The organism is Allotamlana fucoidanivorans (assembly GCF_006265225.1).
GTDB lineage: Bacteria > Bacteroidota > Bacteroidia > Flavobacteriales > Flavobacteriaceae > Allotamlana > Allotamlana fucoidanivorans.
This window is the reverse complement of record NZ_VDCS01000022.1, coordinates 1-16000: the sequence shown is the minus strand read 5'-3', so window position 1 is coordinate 16000 and position 16000 is coordinate 1. Positions and strand designations below refer to the sequence as shown.

Below are 16000 nucleotides of genomic sequence, written 5' to 3'. Positions count from 1 at the left end.
AATCTGTTATTGACTATTTGAATGGTGTCGGAATCGGAATAAATCGAGTTGTTGACTATTCCGATTTTATAGCATTATTAGTTTTACCTTTTTCCTATCGTTACAGAAAACAAAACTCAATCGGATGGAATTACTACATTAGACTGGACAAAAAGATGAGAGAATATGTTTGCTAGTTATTAACTTAGCAATTATGAGAAGTAAACCCAAACATTACACATTAGAATTTAAGCAAAAGGCAGTGGAGTTGAGCTATGCCAAAGGCAACGTAAAACAAGTAAGTGAAGATTTAGATATATTCCCATCAGTGCTTTATCGTTGGCGAAAAGAGTTGAAGGATTATGGCAAAAACAGTTTTCCTGGTCGAGGCAAGGCTAAATTGACAGATGAAGAAAAAGAGATAGCTCGATTAAAAAAGGTATTAAAAGAAGCCGAGTTAGAACGTGATATCTTAAAAAAGGCCATCAGCATCTTCTCCAAGAGCGACAGGAAAAATACAGGTTTATAAAACAGCACCTTATGAGATTTCCTGTCGAGATGATGTGTAAAATATTAAAGGTAAGTAAAAGCGGTTATTACCATTGGTTACAATCAGGACCAAGTAAATTATGGTTAGAAAATCAAAAGGTAACTGCACTTATAAAATCTATATTTAAAGATAGCTTTCAAAGCTATGGATCGCCTAGAATAAAAACAGAACTGGAGACATTAGGCTATAAAATATCAAAGCCCAGAGTGGCGCGTATTATGAGTGCTAATTATTTATTTGCAAAACGAAAACGTAGGTTTAAAGCAACCACAGATAGTAAACATAATTACCCAATAGCACCTAATTTGTTAAACCAAAACTTTGAAGCAAGCAGGCAGAATCAAGTTTGGGTAAGCGATATTACCTATATCAAAACTAAACAAGGTTGGTTATATCTTACTGTAATTATTGATTTGTTTAACCGTAAAGTTGTTGGGTGGGCTCTAAGCGATAACCTAAGCACAGAAGACACTATTATTAAGGCTTGGCATATGGCTGTAAAGAAAACAACTTTAACCCAGCCTTTAATATTTCATTCCGATCGAGGTATACAATATGCAAGCCATAAGTTTACCTCATTAATTAAAAGTTATAATGGCTTAGTAAACCAATCTATGAGCAGAAAAGGTAATTGTTGGGATAATGCCGTTGCAGAATCGTTCTTTAAATCATTAAAGGTAGAATGGGTTTATAGGCACAATTATAAGTTGAGATCTGAAGCGGAGTTATCCATCTTTGGATGGATAGAAACTTGGTACAATAATAGAAGAAGACATTCCTTTTTAGGGAATAGAACTATAAGAGAATTTGAATTAGACATGTATAACCTTAAACTAGCTGCATAATCATTCAACTATTTGTCCAGTTTTTTGTTGCAAGTCCAGATTGGAATAGACTTTTCCCAATCGAATTAGTTGACCACAATCCCGAATGGAAAAAGATATACGAGAGAGAAAAACAACAAATTTTAGATAAAGTCGGGAAAGAAAAAATATTGCGAATAGAACATTTTGGGAGCACATCTATAATTTCTATCAAATCTAAACCTTACATTGATTTAATGATTGAAATTCCGAAAGAATTATTATTTGACGAAAAATTAATTGAAGAATTCTCGCAATTAGGATATTCTCATTTTAAAGTTCCTACAAGAGGAAATATAGAAGAATATTCAACTTTTGGAAAAGGATATAATGTTGATGGAACGAAAGAACAGATTTTTCATATTCATATGTGTCCAAAAGACAATGCAATGTGGAAACAAATTGACTTTAGAGACTATCTAAATACAAATGAAAAACGTGCAGCAGAATACGAAAATTTGAAACTAAAGCTAGCTTCTAAATTTAAAAACGATAGAGGTGCCTATGTTTTAGGCAAAACAGATTTTGTTAATGAAACAATTAATTTAGCAACTAAAAAATGACAGTATTTCCAGTTACAACTTCTACACTTTCAGCAAAAGAGTTGGGGGTTTTTATAAAAGATAAGTATCACTTGAACAAAGATTTCAAATGTGAACTATTTAGAACTGGAATGAATCACACTTATTTTCTTTCTAACGATAACGAAAAATATGTTTTAAGAGTTTACAGTCATAACTGGAGGACAAAAACTGAAATCGTCGAAGAGATAAAACTTTTAAACTTGTTAAAGGAAAATGATTTAAGCGTATCATTTCCTATTCAAGATAAAAATGGAGAATTCATTCAAGAAATAAATGCGCCAGAGGGGATTAGATATGTTGTAATTTTCTCATTTGCTCAAGGTGGTAAAATTAGATTTATGGATAATGAGACTTGTTTCGAAATAGGTTCTCTAATGGCAAAAATTCATAATCTTACTTCAGACAAAACTATTAACCGAGTTTCCTACAATAAAAAATCGCTTTTAGAACGACCTTACGAATATTTAAACCAATTCTTTTCTGACAAATTGCCAGAAATGGAATTCATTAAGGAATTTGGACAAGATTTTAAAGATTCTGATTTTGACAATACTCAAAACGGAATTCTACATATGGATATTTGGTATGATAATATGGCTGTTACAGATGAAAAAGAAATCACGATTTTTGACTTTGACTTTTGTGGAAATGGAAAGCAGATTTTAGATGTCGCATACTTTTGCAAACAGCTTTTCTTCATAGAATCAGATAAAGAAAAGTATGAATCAAAAGCTCAGGGTTTCCTAAATGGATATAGAAAAGATAGGAGTTTATCTGAAAAGGAACTTAAACTAATTCCAAAAGCAGGAGCTTCTGTTTTTGTTTTTTATCTTGGAATACAAGCGCAGAGATTTGATTGGTCAAATATTTTTTTGACTGAAAATTACCTCAAAATGTTTGTTGGAAGAATAAAATCATGGCTAGAATATTACGAAAAGAAAGAAATAACTGTGGCTAACATTGTATAAAAATAATAGCGGTTTAATCTCTAAAACAAAAGTATCTAATAATAAAAAGGTCTGTGTTTAACCGAAAAGTTAGTGTGTGAAAATCCGCTACTATTCTTATACTAGACCGTTGGCAAACATTTGAATGAAATTCACGGAAAACGACATAATTAAGTATTTTGATATTATTCTTTTATCAGATAAAAAGGATAGCTTTTTCTCGATTAACCAAATTCTAATCCCTAAGTATTTTAAATATGACACATCTGACGAAAGAGAGTTGTACCAAGAACTTAGAAGAGAATTAAAGGAATTTACTGAGTTCCATAAATATTTTGAATGGTTTCCTAATGGTAGTTGTCGATTAACTCCAAAAGGATTAGAAGCGAAAAATAAAAACGGACATTTAAAATACTTAAAACATATAAATAAACCTCCTAAATCTGAATTGTGGTATAACCAAAATTGGGTTGGATATTTACTAGCTTTCATTGTTTTTTTATTTAGTGTTTATCAGTTTTTTGAAAATCGGACATTAAAATCACAGGTTGACTCGCTGACTTCTGACAACAAGAATTATAAAGACTCTTTGTCTGAATATAGGTTATTGCTTGAAAAACAAGTACAGCCAACCAAAAAAGATACATTATCCACTTCTTATCATTCCGATTTAAAAAAATAAAAACGTTTGCCAACAATGTGTAAAAACCATTGCTTCGGACATTTCCTTCGGAAAGTCCTCTTTCTCCTTTAAGTTTGTTTCTTTTTTCTTTCATTTTTCTCTAAATTTACGCAACGGATTCTTACACTAAACCGTTGTGCCGCATACAAAAACGATAGTGCAAAATAGAAACATAAGGTGATTAAAAAGATACTTATACCAATAATTATTTCTCTGATTCAGATTGTAGGATTAGCAATAATTCACGATACTTTGTATCATTTTTTTCCGATTCATCATAAATCAATTGGATTTGGATTAACTGTGAAGTATACAGGAATCATCTTTGCAACCTTAATTTTGACTTTCAATATTTATTTGGAATTTAAGAGTAAATATAAACTTGTGATTGGATTGATTTTTCTTCTTGTTACAGTCACTATTCCTTTGCAAGCTTATGATTATAGACCTAATCGCTCTCTATTATTGATTGTTTTGACTTTTATAGGTTATGGTTTATCTGTGATGATAAGCCAGTGGAGACTTTTAAAAACGGATGCTAAATTAAAGATAAAAGGTGAAAAATAACTTCAAGTATATATTTTTACTATTCCTTTGTTTGACTGGATTGCAAATTACTGCTCAAACAATAGAGGAATGTTATCAGTTTGAGTCAATCATTAAATATTTAGAAAATGATTCGACAGCAAGCGATTATTTTAAAGTAAAAAATGTTCGATTTAAGATAAACCCGAAAGTTGATAAGAATAAGGGTACTCCCTTTTTGATAACAGAATATTATTCAGAAAAACTGGATTTGAGTGAGGAACAACTAAAATCTGACACTTCAATATTGTATTCGGTTTATCGGAAAAATCAAGATTACTTACTTAAAACAGACTCGACTTTTAATTTAGCATGCTTACAAAACCTAAATACAAAAAGGCCGAATGTTTATATGGGATTTTCAAGGCTTGATTCTTTTGCTATTTCTGTTGGGACAAGCAAAATATTGAAACAGAAAAGGAAACATACATTTGGAAAATATTATATCTTTCTATTCGATAAAGAAAATATTATAAGGAGAATTTTACAAACAGATTGGATTGAATAAAAAGTACGACGGCACAACAATGTGTCATAAGTAATGCGGGGAACGTAGTATTTATGAGGGTTTGTGTGGTTTTTGAGCCCCGCCAAATCTACGATTTGACAGACTAATTAAAAATTTGAAAGTTAACTGTAAAATCGTAGTTCTGGCTACTTAGTTATTTGAAACAGTAGTGGGTTAAATCCCGCACTACTCATACACGAGCCGTTGTGTGTAAGCTAAAAAAAGAATACCGAATGACAGAAATTACGATTGAAAACCAAATTGAAACGCAGAGTAGCGGATTTGAAATCGCAAAAAAAAGATACAGAATTTTAGCCTTTATCATTGATTTTTACATTTATGGAATAATCGGATTTGTTCTTGGATTTTTCTTTGGGACACCGTTGGAGGATGAAATTGGATATAACCTGAATGGTTTACCTGCTTTTGGAATGTTCCTAATTGGATTCTTTTTATGGCCAATAAGCGAAGGAATTTGGGGGCAAACAATCGGAAAAAGAATTTTAAAACTAAAAGTGGTAACGAATGAATTTAAACCAATCGGAATTGGAAAAGCATTCGGTCGATTTTTTCTCGGATTTATCGATTACATCTTTCTGATTGGATTAATAATTGCAGCGAATAATAAACAAAATAAACGCATCGGAGATTTAGCAGCAAATACAATAGTTGTCCGGACAAAAAAGCCTACACACAACAATGGCTATAATTCATTGTGGTGTTTGTTCTAAAAATTAAACTTTGTACTTTTAATCCGGCATGATTCCATAAGCGGAAAAGTCTGTCGACATTTTCCACAACGAAATCATAGCCTAAACCGTTAGCCACAAGCTGAAAAACAACAACATTAGAGCTAAATATGGCACTAAAAGAAGTAAAAAGAGAGTTAAGCCAAATGGACAAAACTGAAATCATTAAACTGATTTCGGAGATGTATAAAAAAATCCCTGATGCTAAAAATTACTTGGACATTTTTGCAACGGGAGATATTAAACAATTGACAGAAAAATACAAAAAAGAAATCGAAAGATATATTTATCCAAATGGGAGAAATATGGATTTACGGGAAACTGAAGCGCGGAAAATAATTCGCACAGTTCGTAAAATGAGAATCACGGAACTTAATGTTGAATTGGAATTGCATTATGTAAGTTGTTGTTTAGAAGTTATTGAAGATTTCGGGTATTGGGACGAGAACTATTATATAGCATTGGAAAAGATGTTTGACAATGCTATAAATGGAATTTATGAATTAGGGGTTGAAGAAAAATATAAAGAACGGATTGAAGTATTATCACATAAAGCAAGTGAATATGGAATTGAACTTTAATATTAACTAAATAAAGCCAGTGGCTAACAAAGTATATAAAAAATTGCTAGTTTTAGCTAAACCAATGTTAGTTGCTCGTTTGCTAGCTTCTGATTTTCCTTCGGAAAATCCTCGCTCACAAGCACGCAACTTTTCATATACATAAACGTTGTGCCACATTTGAGAGAACCTTATGAAAATAAAAATTAAAGGAACTAACAATACAAAAACTATTACACCATCTGAATGGTTAGAAATAGTAAAAACAGGCAATGAATCTGAATTTGAAATAGTTGAACGTAATACCGTTTGGGCTGCTCCTATAAATAACAACGGAATTATAATGACGCAACAGAAACGTGAATTTGAGTTAGACCATTGGCATAAACTTTTAGATTTAGGCTCTAAAAACAAATGGAAACGACTAACAAACGAAAACAAACACATAGTTCTACCAAAAGAAAAAACAGATAAAGAAAATAAAGCAACAAAAGAGCCTGTAGAAGTCGTAGAGCAAATCGCTGAAGATAAGAATCTTGAAATAAGCCAATTACAACTTGAATTAACCCAAGCACAGATAAATGAATCAAAAGCTAATACCGACTTAACAACGGAAAAGACTAAAGATTTAAAGCGTAAATGGGTGTATTTTTTCATAGGAGCTATTTTAGGAAACCTAAAAGATATAATAGAATGGTTTCAAGTATTATTCCAAGGACAATAGGCTTCCAATATTCATCTTTAATAGAATTAAAAACGTGGCACAACAACGTATAAAAACCATTGCTTCGGACATTCCTTTCGGAATATCCTCGCCCACTTTTTTGTCCGTTTATTTTTCTATCTTTATCCATAACTCACGCAACGTTTCTTATACAAACCGTTAGCATACATTAGAACGACCAAACGAAATTATGAGATATAGAAATAGAATTAAACTTGCACCAGGTTTGAATATAAACCTTTCAAAATCTGGAATTAGTACAACTATAGGTCCAAAAGGAGCAAGTTTAAATATTGGAAAAACTGGAGCATATTTAAATACAGGAATTCCCGGAACTGGTTTATATAATAGAACGAAAATTTCAAGTTCTGAAAAAAATGCAATTAATAATAATTCTGTTTCAAAAAATCAAACACAAGTTGGTGTAAAATTAGATTTAGACGAAAATTATCAACCTGTAGTTGAAATATATGATAATGGTGGAAAAAATATCACATCACAACAAGTAATTAATAAACTTAAAAGAACACCTGAATATAAAGAGAATCTTAAAAAGATTTACAACCTTTATTACAACCAAATAATTGAAGAAACGAAAGAGTTTACGGAATTATACAAACATATTCTTAAACCTATAACAAAAAAGGAAATTCAAGATAAAATTGAAAAATTAAAACCTCAAAAATACACAAAGAAAAGATTTGACATTTTAGAACCTTCTAAATCTTCAATTGAAAAGGAACTTTTGATAGAAGCTAAAAGTAAGTTTAACTCTGTTTTATTTTGGAAAAACAAGAAAAAAAGAACACAATTTATAACTGATAATTTAGAGCAAACTCTGAAAAAATCAATTGAGAATTGGAAAACACAAAAAGAAAATTTTGAGAATTCAGAGTTAAATAAAGAAAAAGAGAGCAATATAGAATTTCTTAAAGCTTTTGAACAAAAAAAGGAAAATTTATTAGGGAATTTAAATGGAGCTGAAAATTATGTTATAAATAATTTTGAAACTGTTTTAAAAGAAATTGATATAAAGCCAGAATTTTTTATTGACTTTGAATATGACGAGAAAACCAAAACATTTTTTATCGATTTAGACTTACCTGAAATAGAACATTTACCGAAAGAAACTGCTTCTATTTTACAATCTGGTAAATTATCTGTAAAAAAGAAAAGCGAAAAGCAATTGAAAGAAGAATACGCAAAATGTGTAACTGGACTTGGATTATTAGTTACTGGGATTTCATTTATGTCTTCTGCTGGAATTGAAAAAGTAGATATTTCAGCTTATACACAAAGAGTAGATAAAAAAGATGGACAAATAAAAGACGATTATATTTATTCAATTCAACTAGATAGAGAAAATTTTGCTAAAATGAATTATCAGAAAATTGACCCAGTAAATGCTTTTGAAAACTTCAGTCATAAAATGCAATTATCAAAATCATATATTTTTAAAACAATCGAAATAGAAAAATAACGTATGCTAACACCGTATATAATTTATTGCTAGTCCTACCCTACTTACGAAAATCCTCGCGGATTTTCTATTCGGTTTTTATTTGCTAAATTACTTGCTAAACCACGCAACAAATCATATACAAACAAGTTATAGGGCATTTTGAAAAAGATGAGAATACGAATTTACAAAATAGGGGCTATAATTTTTTTATTCTTATTTTTCAGTTGTAAAAAAGAAAATAGGAAAATTGATAACATTCTAACTTTTGCCAAAGTTTATGGCTATGTCAAATATTTTCATCCAAGTGATGAAGCATCTGAAATAGATTGGAATAAATTTTCTATCTACGGTACGTCACAAATTGAAAAATGTAAAACCCAAGAGGATATTGTAAATACACTATATCAATTATTTAAACCAATTGCTCCTTCCATAGAATTTGCAACAAAAAAATCAGCTTTTGACTCCGCATCAATAAAAATCACTCCTAAAAATAAAGAAAAAGCTATTCTTACGTTCTGGCAACACCTAGGGGTAAGTCTTGATATGGAATATAAAAATCAACCTTATGAAAGTAGACGAATTAAAGGAAAAAATCAAAAGAAAGCTAATCTACTCTTTGATTACGAACCTGAATTTGGCGAAAATATAGTCAAAGAAATTGGAGACGGAATTTATTGCTGGATTCCAATGGTACTATACTCTAACAATCAAATTACATATCCAAAAGCAAATGAAAACAAACTAAATAAAGTAATAGAAACACTAAAAAAAACTAACGACACAAATGTCGAAGATTTATATTTAAGATTAGGAAATATTGTAAATGTTTACAATGTATTTCAACACTTCTACCCTTATTTCGATGTGGTAAATGTAAATTGGGAAAAAGAACTAGAAAAGGCTATTGAAAAATGTTATTTTGATAGTACTATTTCAGACCACCTTACTACATTAGAACAATTTACAGCTCCTTTAAAAGATGGGCATATTTACATAAGTAACAACTCAATTCAAAATTACTACGTTCCACCAATATCATGGGTATGGATTGAAAACAAACTGGTTATTACAAAAGTATTCGACAATGAGTATGACATCAAATCTGGTGATATTGTAACAAAAATTGATAATAATAACCCCGCGGATTTCTTTAAAAATATTTACGGGGAAATTTCTGCTGCAACAGTGGGATGGTTGAATTACAGGGCAAATTTAAAAAGCCTTCAGGGAGAAGAAAACAGCAAAATAGTTCTAACTATTAACAACAAAAATATTGAACTCACAAGAAGCTTTTCCCCACATCATGTAACTGATAACAAAAAAATTGACTATCAAAAAATTGATAATGACACATGGTATCTTAACCTAGACCTTATTGAGATGGATACAATAAATTGGCTATTACCACAACTTGAACAGTGCAAATCAATAATATGCGATTTAAGAGGCTATCCAAAAGGTAATCACGATTTTATAAACCATTTAATGTCAGTTGATGATACGACAGAAGCGTGGATGCAGGTTCCAAAGATTATTTATCCTGACCGTGAAAGAATAATCGGATTTCAAAATTATAATTGGATAGGGAGAATAAAAGCAAAAAAACCATATCTCGGCAATAAAAAAATAGTTTTTATAACTAATGGACAAGCAATAAGTTACGCTGAAAGTTACATGGGATATATAGAGGGGTATGAACTTGCAACTATTATCGGACAACCAACTGCAGGGACAAATGGAAATGTGAATCCTTTTACCTTGCCTGGGGGATTTATAATTTCATGGACAGGAATGAAAGTATTGAAGCATGATGGTTCTCAGCATCACGGAATTGGCATTTTACCTGACATATATCTTGAAAAGACAATTAAAGGAATTAAAGAGGGGCGTGATGAATTTCTTGAAAAAGCAATAGAATTAACAAGAAATGAATAAAAAACGCCCTATAACACCGTGTAAAAATAATTGCTTGGTTCTAGCCTACTCGGAAAATCCTGCGGATTTTCCTCTGGTTTGTTCAATTTTTAGTAAGTTAGTTGCTCGGACGCGCAACTATCCTTACACATAAACGTTGGCAACAAGCTGAAAAATGAAACACGGAATCAAAATTTTATATGGAATTTTAATAATTGGAACATTAGTTTCAATATTTCATATTCTAAATGACCAAGGAGGTTCAGCTTTAGGAAATATAATAGACACTCTAACTATTACTTCAATAATTCTATTTCTTTCAACAATCATTTTTATTTTTCTTTCATTCAAAAAAAACATCCGAAAAATAAGTGTTTGGTTTCTTCTGGTTTTAAGTTGTCCACTTGCTGTTATGTCAATGACTCATTTGACAAAAGAGTATTCTCTGAAAATAACAGAAACAACAACGCCAAAAGAATTTGTTTATAATTTAAAAGTCGACCAAAAAACTTATGAACTCGATAAAATAAAAATTCAAAAATTAGTTGACAGTTTAATAAAAATTAAAACAGTTGAAAGACCAGCAGAATTAGCTTTGAGATATTTTAACGGAAAAACTTATAACGACACAATCGAAAGAGATTGGGCAATTGATTTACCTGAAAAAGTTGAGTATAAAGAATCGATTATTGACACACTATTTTACTCGGAAAACGGAAATGAAATTGTAGCAGGATTATTAATAAGCAAAGTCTTTAATCAATATCAAGATTATCCAAAAGGCGGAATTGAATATTTTGGTAAAGGATTTAGGTTTGACAAAAACGACTTGAAACCAATAAAAATGCTGCAATATTCTGTGACAGGATATGACAATTATAAATCTTGTTCGGAAAGATTAAGATATTATTATTTAAAAAAAATCGGAACTTTTGATAACGACTATAATATGAACGATACAAGATTTTTAAATGGAACTAAATAAAAAAAGCCAGTTGCCAACAATGTATAACCGCAATTACGGCGGATTCGACTACGTCCGAATCCACTCGGAATTGCTAAAGTCAGTGCCAAACCGAAAATAATCGCTAATTTATCCCGTAACTGACGGTTATACGAGACCGTTGGCATTAATTTTGAAAAAAGCAATCTACATATCGGTTCTGACCATTCTTATTTCTTGTAAAAACGAGAAAAAAGCGACTAATCCGTTGGTTATCGAATACCAAGAAAAGGGAATTGAATTTCAAATGCAGAATAAAACGGACAGCGCTATTGTTTACTTTAAGAAAGCTCTTGAAATTGATCCAACTGATATTCCGACTTATGAAAGTCTTGTAAAAACATATTGGTGGAATGAACAGCCCGAATTGGCTTTAGGGATTTTAGAATCCGCACCAACAGAAATGCAAAAGTCTAACTCTATTTTGACTTTGAAAGGAATGACGCTGGAAAAAATGGACAAGTTAAATCAAGCAATGGATTTATATAAAACAGCTTTTGAACAAAGTCCAAAGGTTCGTTACAAAAACGAAGAAAACATAATGGAATATGTTGGTTACTTGACTTTGCAAACCATAGTTGGAGAAAAAGAGAAAGCCATTGCTGACTTAAAAAGACTGAAATCAAAAAAATTGACCGAATCTGAAAAACAATATGTGAATTCAATTGAACCTTTGATTCGGAATTACAATGGTGGCGGATATAATTCAATATTTGGAAATGAATAATAAAAACTAATGCCAACATTGGCTATAATTCAGCTTTATCTGTGAACAAAAAACAAAATTCCTAACTTTAAATCAGCTCGATTTCTCACTTGAAATTTTCTTTGAAAATTCCCAAGCCGAAATCATAGCCGGACCGTTGTGCAACATTTGAAAAAACCAAAGTGAATTAATGAAACACCCTTTTAAGCCTTCAAAAACCAACATAATTTATGCTTCAATAGTAGCTGTAATTATAATCTTCTTTAACATTCGAATTTATGGTTTTGATGCCTATACTTTTGGAATGAGTATCGGTTCTATTATTGGAATAATTCTAATTCCAACATTATTGGCACTTTTGTTTTGGTTTATACTTGGAAGAAAAGAAAACGGAGGAACCACAACATTCAATATAGTACTTACATTAATGCTTCTTGGTTCAATTAGTGAATTTGGACAAATTGCAAAAGACAGACAGAAACCAATTGATGACTTGCAAAAAGCTGTTTCCGATTATAAAGAAAGTACGTTAGCGAATCCAGATTCAACAGATTCGAATTACAATAATTTGTCAGCCAATGTAAAAAATTCAATTGACGACTTAATAAAAAGTAGCGTTGGAGAAGAAAGAAAAGTATGGTTGGCTTTGAAAGATTTTTTTAGAAAATCTGATAGCACTAACGTTGAATGGAATAAAGCATACAATTCATTTGCAGAACCTCGTATATTGGATTTTAATAGATTAAACAGTAAAGAGGAATTTGAATTCCAAAAACAAACAGTTCAAGAATACATTGACCAATCAGACAATTTTAAATCTTTTGTAGAAAACAGAGTTGACTATTTAAAAGAGCAAACTAAAAGAATTGATAAAAGTAATAAAGCTTATAAAGGCTTTATAAAAGGATTGACCAAAAAAGATTCGATACAAAAACCAATTTTTATACCTTACATCAATGCTCACATTGAATACGGTCAAGGGATAAAAAAAATAATTGAACTTTTAGAAAATGAACAAGGTAAATGGAGTTATGACAATGAAACTGAAACCTTGGTATTTGAAAATTCGGAGGCTCAAACAACATATGAAAGCATTTTAAATGAAGCTATTTCAAATGAAGAAATTGTAAATGAACTTTCCGATAAGTTAGTAGAAATAATGTAAAAAAAACGTTGCACAACAATGTATAACCGCAATTACGGCGGATTCGACTACGTCCGAATTCACTCGGAATTGCTAAGGTCAGTACCAAACCGAAAATTAACGCATATTAACCCGTAACTGACGGTTATACGAGACCGTTGGCAAACATTTTGACAGAACTCATTTGAAAGAAATAAATCCAAATAACACAAAAGAATTAAAAGATTATCTAGCAAGTCTTCCACCAGAATATGTGGAAAAGAAAAACCAAGAACAAATTGAGGAAAACAAAAAAATGTTCTCGGAATTTAAAGATGCTTTTTCAAAATCTTGTTGTTTTTTATGCGGTAATAAATTAGAAACTTTCTACCCAGACGAACCTTGTTTTCATTGGTTTTTAAGACCAAACGGCATTAGAAAGAAAGATTTTAAAAACTATCTGTCCGAACCAATTGGTTTTTTCAAACTAGAAAGTTATTTGCGTTGGGTTGCGACAACTGAAAACTTCATCAAGAATATAAATGATTTGGAAAGTGAAACTTCCAAAAGCAAATTAAGAGAAGTAACTATAAAATATAAAAACATTGAGTGGTCATTACATTATGGAAAGACGGATTTAGAAGGTCATAGTAATTCAAAAAATGGGGACTTTCCTCATTTTCACATTCAAATACTAATAGATGAACAACCATTTATAAGATTTAATGACTTTCATATTCCTTTTTCAAAATATGACCTACTTGACATTAAGTTAATGGACGAAGCTAGTGATATGATACAATTCGGACACAGTCAAGCACCAGGAATGTCAGTTTTAGAGGATGAAGAATTACTTAAAGAAATGGACGAATTAATGATTGCATCCGAAAATATGGAAACAGCAACATTTAATACTCAAACTATGGCATCAATGCCTAAAGGAATGACAATGGACGGAGAAAAATTGCAGGCAATGTTCAAAGAAAATAAAGAGACAAAAGTTCCATTGAGACATTTAATGAAAAAATATTTTCCAGAAGTCAATCTTGTTACTAACATAGAACCAGCGGATGGATTTCCTGACAAAAAGACAAGAAATAAAAGATAAAAACCGAAATCAATGGCATTAATAAATTGCAAAGAGTGTAAACAAGAGATAAGCAGTAATGCTGACAAATGTCCTTATTGCGGAAATAAGATGAAAAAAGGTGGATTTGGTTGCGGAACTTTAATCTTAATTGGTATTGGAATTCTAATCGTCCTATACATTATCGGTTCGAATTCAGAAAGTGGCGGAATAATAACAGACGAGCAAACATACAGTAAAAGTTGGAGGTCACCACAAGGTTCTGAATTTAGAGATATTGGTAGAATAATAGTCGCAAATGGAATAAAGGTTTGCGGAGAATATTACGTAAAACAAATTGAATCGAACGAATATGTAATTGCGTGTAGTGCTGACGGAACAACTTGGGATTATTTTGTTGTTTATACAAGTCTAGACAAGATTTACCGAGCGAATGAAGAAATGGAATCTAAATTGAATCCACCAAGATAGAATTAGAATAAAAAAACGATTTGCCAACAATGGCTATAAGTAATTGCTTGTTCTCGCCTACTTCTGAAAATCCTCGCGGATTTTCAGTTTGGTGTGTACTTGCTAAGTTAATCGCTAACCCAAGCAACTACTCATAGCCGAGACCGTTGTAGCACATTCTGAATATGACGAAAAAAATAATAATATTATCTATTTTTTCTACTATTATCATTTATGGTATTTTTAGAAAAGATTATAAATCAAAAAAACTACTTGAATCAGGTATTAAAACGACTGGAGTTATAGTTAAGCTAGAACATGTTAAGGTCGTAGATTATTTAATTGTTTATAAGTACACCGTGGAAGGTGAAATTTTTAAAGGTTATATTAATTCTTCTTTTTTTGAGTGTAATAAAAAGAATAATTGTATTGGTCGAAAAGTTGAAGTTATTTATTATAAAGAAGACCCTAAAATCAGCGACGTTGACTTAGGTGAGTTCAATAAATTTAAAAGACAGCATTTTTATTATTAAAATAGCTAAGGAATTTAATCATTAAAAAACGTGCTACAACAATGTATAACCGCAATTACGGCGGATTCGACTACGTCCGAATCCACTCGGAATTGCTAAAGTCAGTGCTAAACCGAAAATAATCGCTAATTTAACCCGTAACTGACGGTTATACGAGACCGTTACCTGTAATTATGAAAAACATCCTGCTTGCCATTATATTCTTTCCAATTTTGACTTATTGCCAGTCATCTAAAACTTACTTGGAATTAATAGATGATGCAAAAACAAAGAAAAGCGCAGAACAAATTGAGAAACTGATTATTGGAACTTGGGAATTTGAAAAATTAACGGATAGTAATGGAAAAACAATATCGGAAATTACACATTTTATAAATGACACAATTACTGCTAATGAAGTTATTTGGCGACCTAGTATGCGAATTGAAAAAAACGGAACTTATGAATTAATTGGTTGCGATAATCCCGATAATTGTGAATCTGGAAAATGGGAATATGACCGAGAATTTAAGTTGTTTAGAATGACTTATGACAAACCGAGATACAATGTTCCGATTGACAAACTTGCGCCAGGTCTTTTGGAACAATTAAGAGAATCTGGTTCTTTAATAGAATTTACAAAAAACGAAATAGAATTTGCGGAAATCACTCAAACGGAATTGAAAGTATTTGAACTTTTAGAAAGTGATGGAACTGAATTTAAGTATAATTTAATAGTGTATAGAAAAAAATAACTACAGGTAACACCGTATAAAAAAAATTGCTAGTTTTAGCTAAACCAAAGTTAGTTGCTCGTTTGCTAGCTTCTGATTTTCCTTCGGAAAATCCTCGCACACAAACACGCAACTTTTCTTATACAAACACGTTGGCAAACATTATGAGAAATGACTGAAAAAAGACCAATTTATAGTACTTTTTCGTGGATACGCTTTGTAAAGGACATAATTTTTGTATTAATAATCCTCTATTTCGTAATAAATATATTTAT

18 protein-coding genes are annotated in these 16000 nt (G+C 31.0%); all 18 read left to right on the top strand.

Annotated elements, in window-relative coordinates:
* Positions 1-169 precede the first annotated feature (169 nt).
* The 18 genes from FGF67_RS16230 to FGF67_RS16145 all read left to right on the top strand — a co-directional run bounded on the left by FGF67_RS16230 (position 170) and on the right by FGF67_RS16145 (position 15746).
* Positions 170-1374 (top strand): IS3 family transposase gene (locus FGF67_RS16230; RefSeq protein ID WP_139698815.1). Its coding sequence is split into 2 segments (ribosomal slippage): positions 170-449 and positions 449-1374, totalling 1206 coding nucleotides; the frame shifts between segments, so codons are not numbered across the junction.
* Positions 1371-1955, top strand: coding sequence for a GrpB family protein (locus FGF67_RS16225; protein WP_139698814.1), 585 nt, complete (start codon positions 1371-1373; stop codon positions 1953-1955). The genes FGF67_RS16230 and FGF67_RS16225 overlap by 4 nt, the downstream gene beginning before the upstream one ends.
* Positions 1952-2944 carry a phosphotransferase gene (locus FGF67_RS16220; protein ID WP_139698813.1) on the top strand — a complete coding sequence of 331 codons (993 nt, stop codon included), beginning with the start codon at positions 1952-1954 and terminating at the stop codon, positions 2942-2944. Before FGF67_RS16225 ends, FGF67_RS16220 begins: the two co-directional genes overlap by 4 nt.
* Before the next feature lie 124 nt (positions 2945-3068).
* Positions 3069-3605: a hypothetical protein gene (locus FGF67_RS16215; protein WP_139698812.1), complete on the top strand. Its 537-nt coding sequence runs from the start codon at positions 3069-3071 to the stop codon at positions 3603-3605.
* 177 nt (positions 3606-3782) lie between these two features.
* Positions 3783-4172 (top strand): hypothetical protein, encoded by a 390-nt coding sequence (locus FGF67_RS16210; protein WP_139698811.1) that lies wholly within the window; start codon positions 3783-3785, stop codon positions 4170-4172.
* A 31-nt stretch (positions 4173-4203) separates the two neighbouring features.
* A complete protein-coding gene (locus FGF67_RS16205; RefSeq protein ID WP_139698810.1) occupies positions 4204-4698 on the top strand; it encodes a hypothetical protein in 495 nt (164 codons plus the stop codon).
* Between the two features lie 233 nt (positions 4699-4931).
* Complete coding sequence (locus FGF67_RS16200) at positions 4932-5429, top strand: RDD family protein (RefSeq protein WP_139698809.1); 498 nt, start codon at positions 4932-4934, stop codon at positions 5427-5429.
* A 128-nt stretch (positions 5430-5557) separates the two neighbouring features.
* Entirely contained in the window at positions 5558-6028 is a 471-nt protein-coding gene (locus FGF67_RS16195) for a DUF6155 family protein (RefSeq protein WP_139698808.1), read from the top strand.
* Between the two features lie 172 nt (positions 6029-6200).
* Entirely contained in the window at positions 6201-6731 is a 531-nt protein-coding gene (locus tag FGF67_RS16190; protein ID WP_139698807.1) for a hypothetical protein, read from the top strand.
* Positions 6732-6921: 190 nt separating this feature from the next.
* On the top strand, positions 6922-8211 hold the full coding sequence (locus FGF67_RS16185; protein WP_139698806.1) for a DUF4236 domain-containing protein: 1290 nt from the start codon (positions 6922-6924) through the stop codon (positions 8209-8211).
* A 150-nt stretch (positions 8212-8361) separates the two neighbouring features.
* Entirely contained in the window at positions 8362-10131 is a 1770-nt protein-coding gene (locus FGF67_RS16180) for a S41 family peptidase (RefSeq protein ID WP_139698805.1), read from the top strand.
* Between the two features lie 154 nt (positions 10132-10285).
* Entirely contained in the window at positions 10286-11095 is an 810-nt protein-coding gene (locus FGF67_RS16175; RefSeq protein ID WP_139698804.1) for a hypothetical protein, read from the top strand.
* A 151-nt stretch (positions 11096-11246) separates the two neighbouring features.
* Positions 11247-11840, top strand: coding sequence for a tetratricopeptide repeat protein (locus tag FGF67_RS16170; protein WP_139698803.1), 594 nt, complete (start codon positions 11247-11249; stop codon positions 11838-11840).
* 169 nt (positions 11841-12009) lie between these two features.
* Entirely contained in the window at positions 12010-12984 is a 975-nt protein-coding gene (locus FGF67_RS16165; protein WP_139698802.1) for a hypothetical protein, read from the top strand.
* 163 nt (positions 12985-13147) lie between these two features.
* A complete protein-coding gene (locus FGF67_RS16160) occupies positions 13148-14050 on the top strand; it encodes a hypothetical protein (RefSeq protein WP_139698801.1) in 903 nt (300 codons plus the stop codon).
* A 12-nt stretch (positions 14051-14062) separates the two neighbouring features.
* Complete coding sequence (locus FGF67_RS16155; RefSeq protein WP_139698800.1) at positions 14063-14500, top strand: hypothetical protein; 438 nt, start codon at positions 14063-14065, stop codon at positions 14498-14500.
* A gap of 164 nt (positions 14501-14664) precedes the next feature.
* A complete protein-coding gene (locus FGF67_RS16150) occupies positions 14665-15012 on the top strand; it encodes a hypothetical protein (protein ID WP_139698799.1) in 348 nt (115 codons plus the stop codon).
* 173 nt (positions 15013-15185) lie between these two features.
* On the top strand, positions 15186-15746 hold the full coding sequence (locus FGF67_RS16145) for a hypothetical protein (protein ID WP_139698798.1): 561 nt from the start codon (positions 15186-15188) through the stop codon (positions 15744-15746).
* Positions 15747-16000: the final 254 nt, after the last annotated feature.

Coding starts and splice junctions, on each gene's coding strand:
- FGF67_RS16220 (WP_139698813.1), top strand. CDS start 1,952: ATGACAGTATTTCCAGTTACAACTTCTACACTTTCAGCAAAAGAGTTG.
- FGF67_RS16215 (WP_139698812.1), top strand. CDS start 3,069: ATGAAATTCACGGAAAACGACATAATTAAGTATTTTGATATTATTCTT.
- FGF67_RS16200 (WP_139698809.1), top strand. CDS start 4,932: ATGACAGAAATTACGATTGAAAACCAAATTGAAACGCAGAGTAGCGGA.
- FGF67_RS16195 (WP_139698808.1), top strand. CDS start 5,558: ATGGCACTAAAAGAAGTAAAAAGAGAGTTAAGCCAAATGGACAAAACT.
- FGF67_RS16190 (WP_139698807.1), top strand. CDS start 6,201: ATGAAAATAAAAATTAAAGGAACTAACAATACAAAAACTATTACACCA.
- FGF67_RS16185 (WP_139698806.1), top strand. CDS start 6,922: ATGAGATATAGAAATAGAATTAAACTTGCACCAGGTTTGAATATAAAC.
- FGF67_RS16180 (WP_139698805.1), top strand. CDS start 8,362: ATGAGAATACGAATTTACAAAATAGGGGCTATAATTTTTTTATTCTTA.
- FGF67_RS16175 (WP_139698804.1), top strand. CDS start 10,286: ATGAAACACGGAATCAAAATTTTATATGGAATTTTAATAATTGGAACA.
- FGF67_RS16165 (WP_139698802.1), top strand. CDS start 12,010: ATGAAACACCCTTTTAAGCCTTCAAAAACCAACATAATTTATGCTTCA.
- FGF67_RS16155 (WP_139698800.1), top strand. CDS start 14,063: ATGGCATTAATAAATTGCAAAGAGTGTAAACAAGAGATAAGCAGTAAT.
- FGF67_RS16150 (WP_139698799.1), top strand. CDS start 14,665: ATGACGAAAAAAATAATAATATTATCTATTTTTTCTACTATTATCATT.
- FGF67_RS16145 (WP_139698798.1), top strand. CDS start 15,186: ATGAAAAACATCCTGCTTGCCATTATATTCTTTCCAATTTTGACTTAT.